This is a genomic window from Thiohalocapsa marina (assembly GCF_008632335.1).
Taxonomy (GTDB): domain Bacteria; phylum Pseudomonadota; class Gammaproteobacteria; order Chromatiales; family Chromatiaceae; genus Thiohalocapsa; species Thiohalocapsa marina.
This window is the reverse complement of sequence record NZ_VWXX01000040.1, coordinates 19,855-36,852: the sequence shown is the minus strand read 5'-3', so window position 1 is coordinate 36,852 and position 16,998 is coordinate 19,855. Positions and strand designations below refer to the sequence as shown.

General features: G+C 67.1%; 14 protein-coding genes and 1 tRNA gene. 2 read left to right on the top strand and 13 right to left on the bottom strand.

Annotation, left to right across the window (positions count from 1 at the left end):
• Positions 1-168 precede the first annotated feature (168 nt).
• Positions 169-939 carry a glutaminyl-peptide cyclotransferase gene (locus F2Q65_RS17255; RefSeq protein ID WP_246156318.1) on the bottom strand — a complete coding sequence of 257 codons (771 nt, stop codon included), beginning with the start codon at positions 937-939 and terminating at the stop codon, positions 169-171.
• Positions 940-1,075: 136 nt separating this feature from the next.
• On the opposite strand from F2Q65_RS17255, the gene msrA reads away from it, so the two are divergent.
• The gene (msrA, locus tag F2Q65_RS17250) at positions 1,076-1,711 is read left to right on the top strand and encodes a peptide-methionine (S)-S-oxide reductase MsrA (protein ID WP_150094647.1); all 636 of its coding nucleotides are present in this window, start codon (positions 1,076-1,078) and stop codon (positions 1,709-1,711) included.
• A 236-nt stretch (positions 1,712-1,947) separates the two neighbouring features.
• On the opposite strand, the gene queA is transcribed toward msrA, so the two are convergent.
• Positions 1,948-2,976, bottom strand: coding sequence for a tRNA preQ1(34) S-adenosylmethionine ribosyltransferase-isomerase QueA (gene queA, locus F2Q65_RS17245; protein ID WP_150094646.1), 1,029 nt, complete (start codon positions 2,974-2,976; stop codon positions 1,948-1,950).
• Positions 2,977-3,046: 70 nt separating this feature from the next.
• Between queA and F2Q65_RS17240 the strand changes: the two genes are divergently transcribed.
• Positions 3,047-3,133 (top strand) — tRNA-Leu (locus F2Q65_RS17240).
• A gap of 147 nt (positions 3,134-3,280) precedes the next feature.
• Here the strand turns inward: F2Q65_RS17240 and bchJ are convergent.
• The 11 genes from bchJ to bchB form a co-directional block, all read right to left on the bottom strand.
• A complete protein-coding gene (gene bchJ, locus F2Q65_RS17235) occupies positions 3,281-3,886 on the bottom strand; it encodes a bacteriochlorophyll 4-vinyl reductase (protein WP_150094645.1) in 606 nt (201 codons plus the stop codon).
• A gap of 66 nt (positions 3,887-3,952) precedes the next feature.
• The gene (hemN, locus tag F2Q65_RS17230) at positions 3,953-5,317 is read right to left on the bottom strand and encodes an oxygen-independent coproporphyrinogen III oxidase (RefSeq protein ID WP_150094644.1); all 1,365 of its coding nucleotides are present in this window, start codon (positions 5,315-5,317) and stop codon (positions 3,953-3,955) included.
• Between the two features lie 272 nt (positions 5,318-5,589).
• Positions 5,590-6,465 (bottom strand): putative photosynthetic complex assembly protein PuhE, encoded by an 876-nt coding sequence (puhE, locus tag F2Q65_RS17225; protein WP_150094643.1) that lies wholly within the window; start codon positions 6,463-6,465, stop codon positions 5,590-5,592.
• A 12-nt stretch (positions 6,466-6,477) separates the two neighbouring features.
• The gene (gene puhC, locus F2Q65_RS17220) at positions 6,478-6,942 is read right to left on the bottom strand and encodes a photosynthetic complex assembly protein PuhC (protein ID WP_150094642.1); all 465 of its coding nucleotides are present in this window, start codon (positions 6,940-6,942) and stop codon (positions 6,478-6,480) included.
• A gap of 17 nt (positions 6,943-6,959) precedes the next feature.
• Complete coding sequence (gene puhB / locus F2Q65_RS17215; protein WP_150094641.1) at positions 6,960-7,622, bottom strand: photosynthetic complex putative assembly protein PuhB; 663 nt, start codon at positions 7,620-7,622, stop codon at positions 6,960-6,962.
• Complete coding sequence (gene puhA, locus F2Q65_RS17210; protein WP_150094640.1) at positions 7,619-8,392, bottom strand: photosynthetic reaction center subunit H; 774 nt, start codon at positions 8,390-8,392, stop codon at positions 7,619-7,621. The genes puhB and puhA overlap by 4 nt, the downstream gene beginning before the upstream one ends.
• 26 nt (positions 8,393-8,418) lie before the next feature.
• Positions 8,419-9,870: a BCD family MFS transporter gene (locus F2Q65_RS17205; RefSeq protein ID WP_211354079.1), complete on the bottom strand. Its 1,452-nt coding sequence runs from the start codon at positions 9,868-9,870 to the stop codon at positions 8,419-8,421.
• A complete protein-coding gene (gene bchM, locus F2Q65_RS17200) occupies positions 9,867-10,643 on the bottom strand; it encodes a magnesium protoporphyrin IX methyltransferase (protein ID WP_150094639.1) in 777 nt (258 codons plus the stop codon). The genes F2Q65_RS17205 and bchM overlap by 4 nt, the downstream gene beginning before the upstream one ends.
• A 29-nt stretch (positions 10,644-10,672) precedes the next feature.
• Positions 10,673-11,515, bottom strand: coding sequence for a ferredoxin:protochlorophyllide reductase (ATP-dependent) iron-sulfur ATP-binding protein (gene bchL, locus F2Q65_RS17195; RefSeq protein WP_246156321.1), 843 nt, complete (start codon positions 11,513-11,515; stop codon positions 10,673-10,675).
• Between the two features lie 101 nt (positions 11,516-11,616).
• Complete coding sequence (locus tag F2Q65_RS17190; protein ID WP_150094638.1) at positions 11,617-15,438, bottom strand: magnesium chelatase subunit H; 3,822 nt, start codon at positions 15,436-15,438, stop codon at positions 11,617-11,619.
• A complete protein-coding gene (gene bchB, locus F2Q65_RS17185) occupies positions 15,413-16,984 on the bottom strand; it encodes a ferredoxin:protochlorophyllide reductase (ATP-dependent) subunit B (protein ID WP_150094637.1) in 1,572 nt (523 codons plus the stop codon). Before bchB ends, F2Q65_RS17190 begins: the two co-directional genes overlap by 26 nt.
• Between the last annotated feature and the right edge of the window lie 14 nt (positions 16,985-16,998).

Genomic DNA, 16,998 nt, shown 5'->3' with positions numbered 1-16,998 from the left:
AATGGTTAACTGTTTGGGGGTTATACCCTCCCCGCTGCGGCGTGGGTGGCGGGCGGGTTTTGCGCTTCTTTTACCCCCCCTACCGTGCATCCGTGTAGGTTATTTCTGAATCGTGCCTTAAGGATCAACCTGCACAGCACCGATCCATTGGTGACTGGGCAAGCGCGATCAACGAGACGGCAGCGGCATCGGTTCGATGTGGTACAGCCACGGCCAGTACTTGCCGGTGACCAGCAGGCGCCCGCGGTCGACATCGTAGGCAATGCCGTTGAGCACCGCCTCGCGGTGACGGCGCAGCCCCTCGGGGCGCAGGCCCTGCAGGTCCACATACCCCAGGACGCGACCATCCGCCGGGGAGATGCGCACCAGGCGATCATCGTGCCAGATGTTGGCCCAGACCTCGCCGTCGATGAATTCCAGCTCGTTCAGCCGTCGCAGCGGCCGCCCGGCATCCTGCACCTGCACGCGGCGGACCTCGCGCTGGGTCTGCGGATCGAGAAAGCGCAGGTCCGCGGTGCCGTCGCTGACGATCCATCGACGACCATCATGGGTCAGCCCCCAGCCCTCCCCCGGCAGATGGAACTCGCCGCTCTGACGGAGGCTGGCGCGGTCGAAGCGCAGGCCCCGATGGGCGCGCCAGGTCAGCTGCACGATCTCGTCGCGCCACACCGTGATGCCCTCGCCGAACATGGTGTCCGGCAACGCCACCTGCTGCAGCACGCGGCCGGACGCCAGCTCCACCCGCCGCAGCGTGGAGCGACCGTACAGCCCGGTGGATTCGTACAGCGCGCCATCATGGAATGCCAGCCCCTGGGTGAAGGCCGACGGGTCATGGGGATAGCTCGCCACCACCCGATAGCCCTGCACTGGCGCCGGGGCGGGCGGGGTATCCGCGGCAGCGGCCACGCCGTGCAGCAGCCCCGTCAGCAGGGCTGACAACAATCCTCGTCGAATGCATGAACACATCGGATCAAAGCCCCATCTGTCAGAGGTTCCGTGCAGGCGCGCATCGGGTGCTCGCCCAGCGTCGTCGCACCAGCAATCGTCCCACACGCAAACGACGGAGGCCGCCTTCATGTTCCCCTTTCGACGAAACACCCGGATGCCCACCGCCGCTGAGGCACTGCCCGGTCGCGAGCAGCCCATGGCCGTGACCAACCGGCATCATGTCAATGGACATCCGATCCAGCCACCGTTTCCGGATGGGCTGGCGTTGGCGCTGTTCGGACTCGGCTGCTTCTGGGGTGCGGAGAAGACCTTCTGGCAACTGCCGGGGGTCTACAGCACCGCAGTTGGCTACGCCGGCGGGCTGACGCCGAACCCCGGCTACGAAGAGGTCTGCTCCGGACGCACCGGCCACAACGAGGTCGTGCGCGTCGTCTACGACCCCGAGCGCATCGGCTACGAAGACCTTCTGAAGGCCTTCTGGGAGGGCCACGACCCGACCCAAGGGATGCGCCAGGGCAATGACATCGGCACTCAGTACCGCTCGGGCATCTACTGCGCGGATACCGCCCAGCAACAGGCGGCGGAAGTGAGCCGCACCCGCTATCAGCAGGCCCTGCACGCCGCCGGCTTGAAGGCCGCCATCACCACGGAGATCATCCCGGCGCCGCCGTTCTATTACGCCGAGGACTACCACCAGCAGTACCTGTCCAAGAACCCGGGCGGCTACTGCGGGCATGGCGGCTGTGGCGTGCGCTACGCCTGACGGGCCGGACCTGCGATGGGCAACATACCCGGGGGAAGGGGGGTTGACAAGCACATCGCTATTTTAGAAAATGCTCATGTACTGAAGATTCGCAGTTCTTCAGTGCACTCCTCCATCCTCCTTTGGTGGTAATCTTGCAAGCGCGGTGCACACCGCGCTTTTTTTTGCCTGCCTGCCGGCAAGGCACGCCCGAGTCCACCACTGTTTGGCCCCAACCTCAGCGGATAAGCAGCGGATCATTCCGCCCGCCGCGTCAGGAACATCGCGTCTCCGTAGGAGAAGAACCGGTAGCCCCGCTCGACCGCATGGGCGTAGGCGGCCAGCACCGCCCCATGTCCGGCAAAGGCGCTGACCAGCATCAGCAGGGTCGACTCCGGCAGGTGGAAGTTGGTGACCATCGCATCCACCACCCGGAACCGGTAGCCGGGGCGGATGAACAACCGGCTGTCTCCGCGAAAGGGCTCAAGCGCACCGCCGGCCGCCGCCGTCTCCAGGCCCCGCACACTCGTGGTGCCGACGGCGATGACCCGCCCCCCGGCGGCCCGGGTCTCCTGCACCCGACGGCACAGGGCCGCATCCACTTCCAGCCATTCCGCATGCATCCGGTGCTGGTCGAGATCATCCACCCGCACCGGCTGGAAGGTACCCGCCCCCACATGCAGGGTCAGATGGGCGGTCTCGACACCCAGCAACCGCAACCGCGCCAGCAGGGCCTCGTCGAAGTGCAAGCCCGCCGTGGGCGCCGCCACCGCGCCGTCGCGCCTGGCATAGACCGTCTGGTAGCGCTGCTGGTCCACGGGTTCATCCGCCCGCTCGATATACGGCGGCAACGGCATATGCCCATGCGCCCGCAACAGTTCCGGAAAGTCCGCATCCGTCGAACGCAGCAGGAACAGATCCTCGTCGCGCCCGGTCACCTCGACCCGCGCACCGCCGTCGAGCAGCAGCCGGCTGCCCGGTTTCGGCGATTTGCTCGCACGCACATGCGCCGAGGCCTGCGTCGGCGCCAGCAGACGCTCGATCAGGATCTCCGCCCGGCCCCCGCTCTCCTTGCGGGCAAACAGCCGCGCCGGCAGGACGCGCGTGTCGTTGAACACGAGCAGGTCGCCGGCGCGCAGCAGCGACGGCAGGTCGCGAAACATCCGGTCGGCCAGGTCACCGCTTTGGCCGTCCAGGACCAGCAGGCGGCTGGCGGTGCGCTCGGACAACGGACGCTGGGCGATCAGTTCCGGTGGGAGATCGAAGGCAAAATCGGCACGACGCATGCAATGGCTCAGGTGGGCAGCGGCGGTCCGGCTTCCTAAACAGCCGACATCGCGCTATAGTTGACGTTTCGCCGGGGTGGCGGAATTGGTAGACGCAGTGGACTCAAAATCCACCGGTGGTGACACCTTACGAGTTCGAGTCTCGTCCCCGGTACCAGATATGCAGAGGTTGGAGCAGGACTGGCAATCGATCCGATTGCCAGTCCGACACGCGATCCGCCGGACGAGTCCGTCGCCCGCTCCATCTCCGATCCCGGCTCTATCGCCGGCTCCATGTCCGATCCCGTATCAGGCCGGCCTGGCGTTACCAGCGCATCTCGAAGACACAGGCCGGGGCCCCCGCGGCGCTGCATTCCACTTCCCTAACCTCCGTGCGACGGCTCACCAGGGTGCTGAACAACCGCTGGAAGGTACCGGTGTAGAAGTCGCACACCGGCTCCGGCGCATCGGCAATGCCGCGGCACACCGGGCAATGCTCAATCACCACCCTGACCGGGCGTCCGGTCTCGAAGCTGAAATGGCCGCTGCCGGAAAAGGTCCAGGCGTGCTTGCCCACGGCCTTGAGCAGGATGCGGCTGGCCGGCGCCGGCGGCAGCACTCGCAACACACGTTGGGCCCCTTTCGGGATGCGGTGGGCCAGCAGGTAATCACCGGTGCGCAGACCGGCGTCGAAACTCACGGCCTTGGCCTCGTCATGCCCCAGTTCCGCGCGCAACGCGGCCTGCAATGCCACCACCTCCCGCTCGTCCACCATGGCGTCGGGCATCGCCGCCAGATAGTGTGCCAGCCCTGCCGCGGCAAACACCTGTTGCACAGGGCCTTGTCGGTCGGTCAGCGCCTCGGCTACGCGAATGATGGCGTTGGGTCCGATCCGGGCGATCGGGGCGACCTGGTCGTCTGCCGCATCCAATGGCTGGTTCTCCTGACTCGCTGACGGATTGTTGCTGGGGATGGGATACGCCGACCTTTGACCGCATCAACTGGAGCGGGCGAAATGCCAGCGCGCCCGGTCCCAGTTAAAGTAGGCGTCGTGTTCGCTACAGAGGTTGCGCAGGAAGAAGCGCCCGGCGGTGGTGATGCGCAGGCGATCGTCACCGATCTCCACCAGGCCATCCGGGGCAAAGGACGCCAGCCGCTTGTATTCCTCTTCCAGACAACCCGCCGCCATGGACGCAGGCAGCTCCAGATTGCAGATCAGGTGCTCGATGGCCTGCCGGCGACACTGCTCGGTGCTGTTCAGGCAGTGCCCGCGCCCCACCGGAAACCGGTCCTGCTCCAGCTGCTCCTGCCAGCGGGCCACGCTGGTCTGATTCTGCACGCAGTAGCCGCCCACCTCGCCGACGGCACCGGCGCCGAAGCCGAGGAACAGGTCACTGACCCGGGCCGTGTAGCCGATGCAGCTGCGATGCAGTCGCCCCTCCTGCTGCGCCACCGCCAGTTCATCGGTGTCGAGGGCGAAGTTGTCCAGGCCCAACCAGGCATAGCCGGCGGCGGTAAAGACCTTGACGGCATTGTGGAACAGCACCTGGCGCTCCAGCGCGGACGGCAGCTGATGCACATCGATGGCATGCTGATGGGAGCCCCGCGTGGTGCTCCGGGAGTAGCCGAAACAGGCAACGCGATCCGGCTGCAATTCGGCGACGGTCTCGAGCGTGCGCTGAAAGGTGGCCTCGGTCTGGTGCGGCAGACCGAAGATCAGGTCGAAACCGATGCTGTCGAAGCCGATCTCACGCGCGGTCCAGTAGACGTCGCGAATCAGATCGAGCGACTGGATGCGACCGATGGCCCGCTGCACCCCCGGGTCCAGATCCTGCACGCCGAAGGTGATGCGCTGATAGCCCAGGGCATACAGCAGGTCGAGCTGTCCCGCCGAGGTCCGTCGGGGATCGCACTCGATGGAGAGATCCGTGTCGGGCAACAGGCGGAAGCGGCGCTCGACCATCTCGGTCAGGCGCGTCAGCTGGGCGTCGTTCAGGTAATTCGGGGTGCCGCCAGCGAGATGCAGCGACAGCACGTCACGTTCGCCGGGCAGACGCTCCGTCACCAGCGCCATCTCCCGGTCGAGCACATCCAGGTAACGGTCGATACGGCTGCTGTCGTGGGTAATGGTGGTGTTGCAGCCGCAGTACAGGCAGCGCCCGGGACAGAAGGGCACATGGATGTAGAGCGACAGGGTCTCGTCCACGCCTTGCGCCGCTGTGCTCAAGGCCGCCGCGTATTCGTCGCTGCCGAAGCTGTCCCACCAGGGCGTCTCCGGCTCCACCTGATCCACAGCTGGACTCAACTCGGCGAAGCGCTCGAGCATGTCGCGGGAGATCTCCGCTGGCATTGCGCTGGACATGGTCATCAGCCTCGATTGATTTTTGCCACCGCGGGTGCGTCGAGCCGACCTTAACAGGCAGGCCGTTCGGCCCGCCGCCCGATCCCCAGACGGCGGACGACGAACCCGCCGGCGCGGCTCGGGCAGCACCGATGGCGTTCGGCGACGGGGTATCTGAAGGTATCCAACGCAGGGATCAGCGTCGTTGACGCACATCAAGCCGACCCCGCATCGAAACCCCTGCAGCGGGGGATGGAATGCCCGCTTCAGGCAGCGGGAATGACCTCAGAGAGCTATCCCGCGCGGAATGCAGAGTCCATCTTGCCGACGGGAAGCCCCGCCCGGCGTCCCGCCGAGGACACGGACTCCGGCCGTGGCGCCACCGTGTCGCCGGCGCTGGGCGGTGTCTCTCGCGGGCCGTCCAGCGCCCAGTTCCACAGCGCCGCATCAGCCAGCGGCAAAACCAGAAACCAGTGCTCCAGGATCGCCAGGGCAAGCAGGGTCGAGGTCAGCATCAAGGCAACCGCGCCGAAGCCGGCGGCGGGCAGGTCCAGCGCCGCCGCCACCAGCAGGCACATGACCACGGTTGCAACACTGACCGACACCGGAAACAGCAGATTCATCGGCCGTTTGGCCAGGTAGCTGGTCAGGAAACGGATATGCTCGGGCAACCAGTCCTCGTTGAGATTGGGCACGCCGAAGAACAGGTTCAGCTTGGCGCTCCAGCGCATCCACCAGAGGACGACGAAGGTCCAGGTGCCGACCTGATTCACCGCGCCCCAAGTGAGCCAGGCCAGGCCGAGACCGGCGGCGACGATGACCAGTTCGTGGTAGAGACTGGTCTGGATGGCCAGCCAGAAGCGCGTCCAGCCGCCGCAACCGTCGGGGCAAGGCTGCTTTCGCGGGCCGGTGACGAAGCCCATGAAGTAGCTCATCTCCATCCAGCCCCAGATGAAGACGCCGGCGGTAAAGCTCACATAGGCGCCGAACAGGGTGCCGTGGTCGCGCACGGCATGCACCGCAAGCACCGACAACACGGCGAGGATGGTTGCGCCGAGCAGGCTCCAGGGGTAGGTGCTGGCCGGACGTCGGTCCAGGTAGAGGATGACGCCGGTACTGAACCACCAGAGGAACAACGCATAGGCGACGGCGATTCCGAGACTCAGCATCGGCGGGCCGGTTCAGCGTGTCGGGTCGGCATGGATCTCGCCGCGCAGGAGCCTGGCGAAGGACTCCATGTTGGTCGGGCCAAACGCGCGCACGTCGATGATGCGTCCGGTCGACGGATCTTCGAACAGCAGACGGCCGTCCTCGCGTCGGGACAGCAGGTAGGGGGCGTCCAGCGGGGCATCGTAGGCATTGCGCTCCCGCACCATGCCGCGCATGACGCCGAGGACGAAACCGTCCACCCCCGACTCCAGATCCGCCACACGGCCTTCGTCCGGGACCCGCACCGTCGTGGTTCCGTCGCCGTTATCGATGAAGACCAGTTGGCGGCTCTCCACCACCGGCGTGATCGGCATCTCGGTACCACCAACACCCGTGAGCCGGACCATGACAGTGGCCGCGATCACGAAGCCGATCAGCAGGGCCGCCCCGATCAGCACCTCGCGCGGGAACGGCCGTCCCTCGAAGGGGTCACTCATCTACCTCTCCCAAGGGTTCAGCGGCTTGCGGCCGCAGCCGGATCCATCTGCGGATCAGCGCGCCCTTCGCCTGTCTGCGACCGGGCCTCGTCCTCGGCTGCCACCGTGGCCGTACGCAGTGCCTGACCGAGGATCTCGGCGGCCTTGGCCGCATCCGGGATGCAGCGCAGCATTGGCTGGGCATTGAGGAACCGCCACGGTCGGACGTTGGGCCACATGATAATGAAATTGACCCGGTGATCCGCACCGAGCACCATCGGAATGTCTCCCGATCCGTCCGGATAACTGCGCAGACCGGCGCTCTCGATCGCCTTGAAGGGGATGTTCACCGCCATCGGCAGGGCGACGCCGAAACGGATCACGACCCGGCGGTCGGTGATGCTGTATACGGTCGAGCGGCTGTACAGCCACGCCATCAGGGTCAGGATGCCGATCGCCATCAGCGACAACACCAGCAGCCAGAGCCCGGACAACACCGCGATGGACAGGGGCTCGCCGGCGCTCAGCACGAAGCCGATGCGAAACAGGATCAGCAATCCGAAATAGATGGCGACCTTGCGAACATGAAATGCGCGCAAGGCGAGCGCGCCCCAATGGGGCGCCCCCTGCCAGCGGAGAGACTCCCCTTCGGGGAGGTTCTCCGGCAAGCCGTGGACCGGCTCGAAGTTGAACTCACTCACAGATAGGGCTCCGCCCGATCCGGGGTGGCGTAGAGCTGGCCGGCGCCGCAGTAGGCCACGACCTTGTCTTCCTCGGCCAGGGTGATCTGGTCATAGCTCTTCAGCGTCGGGGCGTTCTTGAAGTGCTCGCCCTTCAGGCTGCGGACCTCGATCAGGCCCTTCTTCGCCCGAACCTGCGACAGGGCCATGGGCACCAGCACACGCTTGCCGCCGGCGGCCTCGAGTTCGAGATAGCGCACGCAGGGCTCGGCACGGTCGATCCACAGCTCCTTGCAGACACCGCCCTGCTCACCGTCGCAGCCCACCACCGGCATGCCGCGGGGGTCCGGATCCTTGTCGGCAACGCTGAAGTGGGTCGCCACGCGCAGCGGCACGATGCGGGGCTCGCCTTCGTCGGTCAGGTCAGGCTCTTCGGCGCGGATGGCGTAGGAACCCGGACCGACGGCCGCCAGCATCGGGTCGCCGATGGGGGCCAGGGCTGCACCGGGGAAGGGCGCGATCGGCGCGGCATTCAGCTTGTACTGCGCTGGCTCGGGGCCCGGCTTCACCACCTTGCGGCCGGTGTGGGGCAGGATGAAGGTCTTGGGCTTGGGCAGCGGGGGGAAGCCTTCCATCTTGGCCACGCCGGTGGTGCGCTGATACTCCACCGGATAGCCTTCGCGCTTGTCCTCGCGGCGGATCCAGAAGACCAGCGCGAAGAAGAAGAACCAGAACACATACAGGGTAAGCTGGGCAACGTCGATGTAGTTGGTAATGGCGCCAGTAGGCATGGGACAACCTCCGTTGGCTTGGGTGACTAAGGCAGCTCGGCGATGCCGAACCTCGATGACGACCGCACGCGCCCTTCGCCGTGGGTGACGAGCGGACCGATTGCGATCAGGGTAGCGAACAACAGAATGATCTCCAGATGGTAGACCACGGTGTAGCCGACCGACGGCCCCATCAGGGTGTCGCCCAGCAGGCCGTTGCTGGCCAGCAACGAAACCAGATCCCGCAACGCCCCGCCCAGGGCGATGGCCACGCCGTAGGCGGTGGCCTGGACCGCGCCCCAGGCGCCCAGGGCCAGACCGCTGTGCCCGCCCTCGGCCAGGTCCATGGCGGCGGTGAGGGTGCCGACCGCGAACAGACCGCCGCCGAAGCCGATCAGCAGCGCGCCGCCGCGGAACAGCCAGGAAGACGCCAGCGGGTCGGAAAAGATCACCGCCGTGAAGGCGACGATGCCGATGAGCACGCCGATGGCGGACAGCCGGAAGGTGTCGATGCCCCGGGTGAGCATGCGTGCGGCCAGGGCGAAGGCCGCCAGGGTGCCGAAGGCCCAGATGGCGGTCAGCCGGGTGGTCTCAGCGACACTGAGATCCAGCACCTGTGCACCGTAGGGCTCCAGCAGGATCTCCTGCATGGTGAAGCCGGCGGTACCGAGACCCAGGGCCAGCAGCAGCCGCTTCGAGCGACCGGACCGCACCAGGGCCCGCCAGGCGGCACCGAAGGGCGGCAACGGCTTGCCCGCCTCGCGGTCACGCCGGCACTGCGCCGCGCGCTCGCGATCCACCGCCTCCTGTTTCCACAAGGCCACCACGTTCAGCACGATGACCGCCACCGCGGCGCCCTGGATGACCTGGATCAGTCGCATCTGGCTGAACTCGGCCAGCAGCAGCCCGAACACCAGCGCGCTGCCGAGCATGCTGAGCTGGAGCGCGACGAACAGCAAGGCCACCACCCGCGGCCGGCTGGCCCGGGGGGCGATATCCGTGGCCAGCGCAAGCCCCGCCGTCTGGGTGGTGTGCAGGCCGGCGCCGGCCAGCAGGAAGGCCACCGCCGCGCCGAGTTGGCCCACCACCGGATGCACATTGCCGCCCTCGGCCAGCAGCAGCAGCGCGAACGGCATCACCGCGAGGCCACCGAATTGCAGCAGGCTGCCGAACCAGATGTATGGCACCCGGCGCAGGCCGAAGGCGGAACGATGCACGTCCGAGCGGAAGCCGATCAAGGCCCGCACCGGTGCGAACAGCACCGGCAGCGCGACCATGGTCGCCACCAGCCAGGCCGGCACGCCCATCTCCACCACCATGACCCGGTTCAGCGTGCCGTACAGCAGCACCATGGTCATGCCGACGGAGCCCTGGAACAGGGCCAGACGCAACAGCCGGTTCAGCGGCAGTTCGACACTGGCCGCATCAGCGAACGGCAGGACACGGGGCAGGATGTCCCGGAACCACACCTGCTTGAGTTCGCTGAGGCCGGCGTTCACAGGCGTTTCAGCTCCATGGCCTGTGAGGTGTAGAAGCCGCGGGCGATGCGCTGGGTGCGGCCGACCTGCCAGCCGGCAAAGGCCGCCCCGGAGCCGATGCCCTGGCGCATGGCGCGTTCTGCCACCGGCACGATGGCCGGGGAGCGATCGCCGCGCGGGAACAGCTTGCCCACCGCATGCATCGCCGCCAGGGCCGGGGTGCGCGGCGCGAAGGTGAACAGCACCTGCTCGCGGGCGCGCTCGGCAAGGCCCGCCAGCACACCGAGGGCATCATCCAGCTCGTAGTGGATGATGCTGTCCATGGACACCACGAAATCGAAGGCGCCGGGCCCGGTCTCGTCCGGGCTGCGCGTCATCATGTCGCCGACGGCGAACTCGACCTGCCCCGCCAGCTCGGCGGGCAGCCGCTCACGGGCGTTGGCGATCAGGGTAGGCGACAGGTCCACTGCGTACACCTGGGCGCCGCGCCGGGCCGCCTCCAGTGCCAGCATGCCGGTGCCGCAGCCGGCGTCCAGCAGCCGACATCCGCTCAGGTCGGCGGGCAGCCAGCCGAGCAGGGTGGCGCGCATGCGGTCGCGACCCTCGCGCACCGTTGCGCGGATGCCGCTGACCGGCGCATCGGAGGTGAGGCGCTTCCAAGCGTCCGCCGCGGTCCGATCGAAGTAGGCCTCGATCTGATTGCGCCGCTGCTGGTACGAAGAACCAGCCGTGGACGTCTGCCCGGCAGCAACCGGGGCGGTCGCCTGGGAGGTGACCGGCGTGTTGTCCGGCATGGTCGAGGGATCCCGCTCTATCGCTGCCATCAATCGAAGCCCAGGAAGTCGAACAGGTCACGATCCCGCATCGGCGAGACTTCCAGCGGATCGGTGCCCGCCAGCAGTGCCGAGGCCAGTTGCAGGTACTGCTGCTGGGCCAGTTCGACGTCCGGATCCGGATCCATCTCGAACAGCGTCGCCTTCTTCAGACGGCTGCGGCGGATGACATCGAGATTCGGCAGATGGGCCATTGTCTTCAGGCCCACGGCATCATTGAAACGGTCGATCTGGTCGGTCTCGGCACTGCGATTGGCGATGACCCCGCCGATGCGCACCTTGTAGTTCTTCGCCTTGGCCAGGATCGCCGTGGCGATGCGGTTCATGGCAAAGATGGAATCGAAGTCGTTGGCGGTGACGATCAGCGCGCGATCGGCATGCTGCAACGGCGCAGCAAACCCGCCGCAGACCACGTCGCCGAGCACGTCGAACACCACCACGTCGGTGTCCTCGAGCAGGTGGTGCTGCTTGAGCAGCTTCACCGTCTGACCCACCACATAGCCACCGCAGCCGGTGCCAGCCGGCGGTCCGCCGGCCTCGACGCACATGACGCCGTTGTAGCCCTCGTAGACAAAGTCATCGAGGCGCAGCTCTTCCGGATGGAAGTCCACGGACTCCAGCACATCGATGACCGTGGGCACCAGGCACTTGGTCAGGGTGAAGGTGGAGTCGTGCTTCGGGTCGCAGCCGATCTGCACTACCCGCTGACCGAGCTTTGAAAAGGCCACCGACAGGTTGGACGAAGTCGTGCTCTTGCCGATGCCGCCTTTGCCGTAGACGGCAAAGACCTTGGCCCCGCCAATGCGCACGTCCGGGTCGAGCTGCACCTGCAAGCTGCCCTCGCCGTCGAGCCGCGGATCTGGTCGCGAATCTGGTCGCGGGGCACCGCGGGCGTTGCCGCCACCGAAGATGTTGGTCGGGAGATCGTCGAGACTCACGCGGCCACCCCTTCGGCGATGCCTTCCAGGCGGTCTTCGAGCTCCTCGCCGGCCCGGCGCAAGGCCTCCAGGGTGGCGTCGTCAGGCTGCCAGTAGTTTCGCTCGTGCGCCTCGAGCAGGCGGTTGGCGACCTTGGCCGAGGCCGTCGGATTCAGCGCCGCAAGCCGGTTGCGCATCTCCTCGTCGAGGACGAAGGTCTCGGTCATGCGCTGGTAGACCCAGGGCGCGACCTGACCGGTGGTGGCCGACCAGCCCATGGTGTTGGTCACATGCACCTCGATCTCGCGCACCCCCTCGTAGCCGTGCTTGAGCATGCCCTCGTACCACTTCGGGTTGAGCATGCGGGTGCGGGTCTCCAGCGCCACCTGCTCGGACAGGGTGCGCACCTTGCCGTCACCGCGGGTCTGGTCGCCGATATAGACCGGCACATCCGAGCCCTTGGACGAGCTCACGGCGCGACTGATGCCGCCGAGGGTGTCGAAGTAGTGATCGACGGTGGTCACGCCGAGTTCAACCGAATCGAGATTCTGATACGCCAGCTGGACATCCCCCAGTACGCTCTTGAGCAGGTCCGCCTGGCGCACCGGCGTCCCGGAGCGACCATAGGCGAAGCACTTGCGTCGGGTGTAGGTCTCCGCCAGTTCGTCTTCGTCGTCCCAGCCGCTGTTGTCGACCAGATGGTTGACGTTGGAGCCATAGGCGCCGTCGGCGTTGCTGAACACCCGCAGCGCCGCCGTCTCCAGGTCGCAGCCGTGGGTCCGCTGGTACTCCAGCGTGTGCTTGCGCACGAAGTTGTGCTCCAGCGGCTCGTCGGCGGTGGCCGCCAGATACGACGCCTCGGCCAGCATCTTGGTCTGCAACGGCAGCAGGTCGCGGAAGATGCCGGACAGCGTCATGACCACGTCGATGCGCGGACGGCCCAGCTGCTCCAGCGGCAGCAGTTCGGCGCCGCAGACGCGACCGTAGCTGTCGAGCCTGGGCTTGGCGCCGAGCAGTGCCAGGGCCTGGGCGATCGGCCCGCCCTCGGTCTTCAGATTGTCCGTGCCCCAAAGCACCAGCGCGATGGACTCCGGCAGGCCATTGCCGTCCTGCAGGTGGCGATCGAGTAGCATCTGTGCATGCCGCAGGCCCTCGGTCACGGCAAAGACGCTGGGCAGCCGGAAGGGATCGAAGCCATGCAGGTTGCGGCCGGTGGGCAGGATCTCAGGCGTGCGCAGCAGGTCACCACCCGGCGCAGGCTGGACGAAACGGCCCTCCAGGGCGCGCAGGATCGCCGGGGTCTCGTGGTCCTCGGACAGAAAGCGGTTGTGCCCGGCCAGCTCTTCCATCAGGGCCAGGGCCTCATCGGTCACCTCCATGCCGCCCTTCTGCAGGGACAGTGCCGGTGCACCGCCGTTGACCAGGGCCTCCAGCGCCTTGCGCGTGGGTACCGGCTGGCTGCTGCCCTCTGCCTTGGCCTCGGCCACGGCCATCAGCAGGTCCAGACGCTCCTCGGCGTTCGGCGGCTCGCCCACCACATGCAGGCCATGGGGGATCAGGGTGTATTCCAGCTCGAGCAGGGCGTCATTCAGTTGTGTGATGCGCTCGCCCGCGCCAGCATCCCAGGCCGGTTCCGCGTCGGACGGTTCCGGCGCCAGATCCACCTCGGCGGCTTGGGCGTGGATCAGGGCCGCCAGTTGCGCCCGCTCGGCATCGTCGGCGTCCGGGGTCAGCGCCCGCCAGCGCTCGATGGAGCCCTTGAGGTCGTTCAGACCGCGATAGAGCCCGGCATTGGCGATGGGCGGCGTCAGGTAGCTGATCAGCGTGGCCGCGGAGCGGCGCTTGGCAATGGTCCCCTCCGACGGGTTGTTGGAGGCGTACAGATACAGGTTCGGCAGATCCGCGATCAGTCGATCCGGCCAGCAGGTGGCGGACATGCCGGACTGCTTGCCGGGCATGAACTCCAGCGCGCCATGGGTGCCGAAGTGCAGCACGGCGTTGGCGCCGAAGTCCTCGCGCAGGAAGCGATAGAAGGCGCTGAACGCATGGGTCGGCGCGAAGCCCTTGTCGAACAGCAGGCGCATCGGGTCGCCCTCGTAGCCGAAGCTGGGCTGCACACCGACGAACACGTTGCCGAACTGCTTGCCGAGGACGAACAGCGACGCACCGTCGCTCTGCTGCCGACCCGGGGCCGGCCCCCACTGCGCCTCGATCTCCGCCAGGTGCGGTTCGCGGCGGACGTGGTCGTCGGTGGGGATGCGGGTGAAGACGTTGGCATGGGCGCCGTACTGGGCGGCGTTGCCGTTGATGATGCCCTCGCGCAGGGCGTCGACGCTCTCGGGCAGATCGACGCTGTAGCCTTCCTTCTGCAACGCCTTCAGCGTGTTGTACAGCGAGGCGAACACCGACAGATAGGCCGCCGTGCCGGTGTTGCCGCCATTGGGCGGGAAGTTGAACAGCACCGCCGCGACCTTGCGCTCGGCCACCGGTGTGTTGCGCAACGCCACCAGACGGTCGACGCGGGCCGCCAGCGCGGCGGCGCGCTCCGGATGGGAATGCATGTCGCGAGAGTGGTCCTCGCCCGCGTCCGCGGAGCGCCCGCCAAAGACCATCGGCCCGGTGGAACCATCCAGCTCGGGAATGGCCACCATCATGGTGGACTCCACCGGCATCAGACCCCGCTCGGAAGACTGCCATTGCTCCAGCGTCTGGAACTCCACCGGATGCGCGGCCACGTAGGGGACATCGAGCCGGGACAGGATCTCCTGCGCGGCATGGGCATCGTTGTAGGCGGGTCCGCCGACCAGCGAGAAGCCGGTCAGGGAGACCATCGCATCAATGCAGGGCGCGCCCTTGCGGAAGAAGAACTGCTCCACCGCCGGGCGGGCGTCCAGCCCGCTGGCGAAGGCGGGTATGACGCGCAGGCCACGGGCCTCGAGTGCCGTGATGACGCCGTCGTAATGGGCGGTGTTGCCGGCCAGGACATAGGAGCGCATCACCAGCAGCCCGACGGTGCCGGTGGCGTTCTTCGGCGACGGCAGCTTGCCCGCCTGGTCGTTGATGCGGCCCTTCAGGCGCGGATGATAGACGCCGACCTCCGGATAGTAGACCGGGGCACCCGCCTTCAGCCGGCCACGGAACTCCGCCCGCGGACCATCGGCGAAGCGGTCAACGGTATGCCGCACCATATTGGCGACGTTCTCGTCGGACCCGGCCAGCCAGTACTGCAGGATCAGGAAATAGGAGCGCACATCCTGGGCGCTGCCCGGGATGAACCGCAGGATCTTCGGGATGCGGCGCAGCATGGCCATCTGCTTGGCGCCGTTGCTGGCGTTCTTCTCCTTTGCCTCCTTGTTGCCGCGCAGTCGCTTCAGCAAGGCCATCGGGCCGCTCTGGGACCCGTCCATGGTGAACTTGCCCATCTTGGTCAGACGCATGACCTCACTGGCGGACATGCAGCCGATCATGGCGTCGCACTGCTCGCGACGGGCCTGCAGCGACGGCAGCACGGCCTTGACGTGGTCTTCCATGAACAGCATGGTGGCGATGACGATATCGCCATCGGCAATGTCCTGGCGGCAGCGCCGCAGGGAGCACTCGCTGCCGCCGGCGCTGCAGTTGACGCAGTTGTCGCTGTCTGCAGTGGTGCCCTGACAGGCCAACGGCCGATCGTTGGCGTCCACCCACTCCGCCGCGGCATGCAGGCGCAGCGACAGTCCGGGGATCTCTTTCTTCAGTTGTGGACGGGCGCGCTCGACGGCGCCTGCCAGATGGCTGTCCAGTGTAACGATGACGACGTTTACGGGTGTCGTGTCAGCGACCGAAGTGGGCTTTGGCATCGTAAAGTGTCTCGACCGTGATCGTCGCGACGCCCCTCTCCCGGGCGAAGCGCTCTGTGTTGCGGCGGGCCTTGCCACGAACGAAGAACGGGATCTTGCGCAACTCCTTTTCGGCATCGCTGTCCCAGATGATCGCATCGTCCGCGCCGGCGCCTTCGGCATCATCATCGGCAGCCGGTTCAGCCCTGGTTTGTGCACCGCCCTGCCTTGCGGCAGGCCCCAGATGCGACGGTGCAGCCTCGTCGTTGAATTCGATGTCCTCGCGGAACATCGTGATCAAGTGCTCCTCGAGACCCATCATCAGCGGATGGACCCAGGTATCGAAGATCACATTGGCGCCCTCGAACCCCATTTGCGGGGCATAGCGCGCCGGGAAATCCTGCACATGCACAGGCGCCGAGATCACCGCGCAGGGGATTCCCGCGCGCTTGGCGATGTGGCGTTCCATCTGTGTGCCCAGCACCAGCTCGGGCGCCAGTTCCAGCACCCGGGCCTCGACCTGCAGATAGTCGTCGGTGATCAGCGCCTCGACGCCATAGCCCTCCGCCGCGGCGCGCAGCTCGCGGGCGAACTCGCGGCTGTAGCTGCCGAGGCCGACCACCTCGAAGCCGAGCTCCTCGGTGGCGACCCGGGCGGCGGCGATAACGTGAGTGGCATCGCCGAAGATGAACACCCGTTTGCCGGTGAGATAGGTGGAATCCACCGATCGCGAGTACCACGGCAGCCGTGTCTGGGCTGCGGCGATGGCCGGCGCGGGGTCGATGCCGGCCACCTGGCCGACCTCGAGCAGGAAATCGCGGCTGGCGCCGACGCCGATGGGCACCGTCTTCACCGTGGGCTGCTGGAACATGCGCTCCAGCCAGGCGCAGGTACTGTAGGCCACCTCCGGGTACAGGCAGACGTTGAAGTCCGCCTCCGGCAGGCGCAGCAGGTCTTCGGGGGCGGCGCCGGCGGGTGCCACCACGTTGACGTCGACCCCGACCGACGCCAGCAGGCGGGTGACCTCGGTAACGTCGTCGCGACAGCGAAAGCCGAGCATGGTCGGCCCGAGCAGGTTGGCGCGTGGGCGCCGGCCCGTCATGGCCGGCCGCTCCGCCGGCTTGTGACCGCGCAGCAGCGCGCGCACCAGCGAGAAGAAGGTCTCGCTGGCGCCCCAGTTTTCCTTGCGGGTGAAGGCGGGCAGTTCCAGCGGCACCACCGGGATGTCGAAGCCCATGCCCTCGGCCATCGCCCCCGGCTGGTCCTGGATCAGCTCCGCAGTGCAGGCCTCGCCCACCAGCAGCGCGCGCGGCTTGAAGCGCTGCACGGTGTCCTGCAGCGTCTTGCGCACCAGTTCGGCGGTGTCACCGCCCAGATCCCGGGCCTGGAAGGTGGTATATGTGACCGGCGGGCGCTTCGCGCTGCGCGCAATCATGGTGAACAGCAGATCGGCGTAGGTGTCGCCCTGGGGGGCGTGCAGCACGCAATGCACATCGCGCATGGATGCCGCGACACGCATTGCGCCGATGTGCGGAGGGCCTTCGTATGTCCAGACCGTCAGTTGCATATGTCAAGCGGCTC

Coding starts and splice junctions, on each gene's coding strand:
- bchB (WP_150094637.1), bottom strand. CDS start 16,984: ATGCAACTGACGGTCTGGACATACGAAGGCCCTCCGCACATCGGCGCA.
- puhE (WP_150094643.1), bottom strand. CDS start 6,465: ATGCTGAGTCTCGGAATCGCCGTCGCCTATGCGTTGTTCCTCTGGTGG.
- hemN (WP_150094644.1), bottom strand. CDS start 5,317: ATGTCCAGCGCAATGCCAGCGGAGATCTCCCGCGACATGCTCGAGCGC.
- F2Q65_RS17190 (WP_150094638.1), bottom strand. CDS start 15,438: ATGCCAAAGCCCACTTCGGTCGCTGACACGACACCCGTAAACGTCGTC.
- bchM (WP_150094639.1), bottom strand. CDS start 10,643: ATGCCGGACAACACGCCGGTCACCTCCCAGGCGACCGCCCCGGTTGCT.
- msrA (WP_150094647.1), top strand. CDS start 1,076: ATGTTCCCCTTTCGACGAAACACCCGGATGCCCACCGCCGCTGAGGCA.
- puhA (WP_150094640.1), bottom strand. CDS start 8,392: ATGCCTACTGGCGCCATTACCAACTACATCGACGTTGCCCAGCTTACC.
- puhC (WP_150094642.1), bottom strand. CDS start 6,942: ATGAGTGACCCCTTCGAGGGACGGCCGTTCCCGCGCGAGGTGCTGATC.
- queA (WP_150094646.1), bottom strand. CDS start 2,976: ATGCGTCGTGCCGATTTTGCCTTCGATCTCCCACCGGAACTGATCGCC.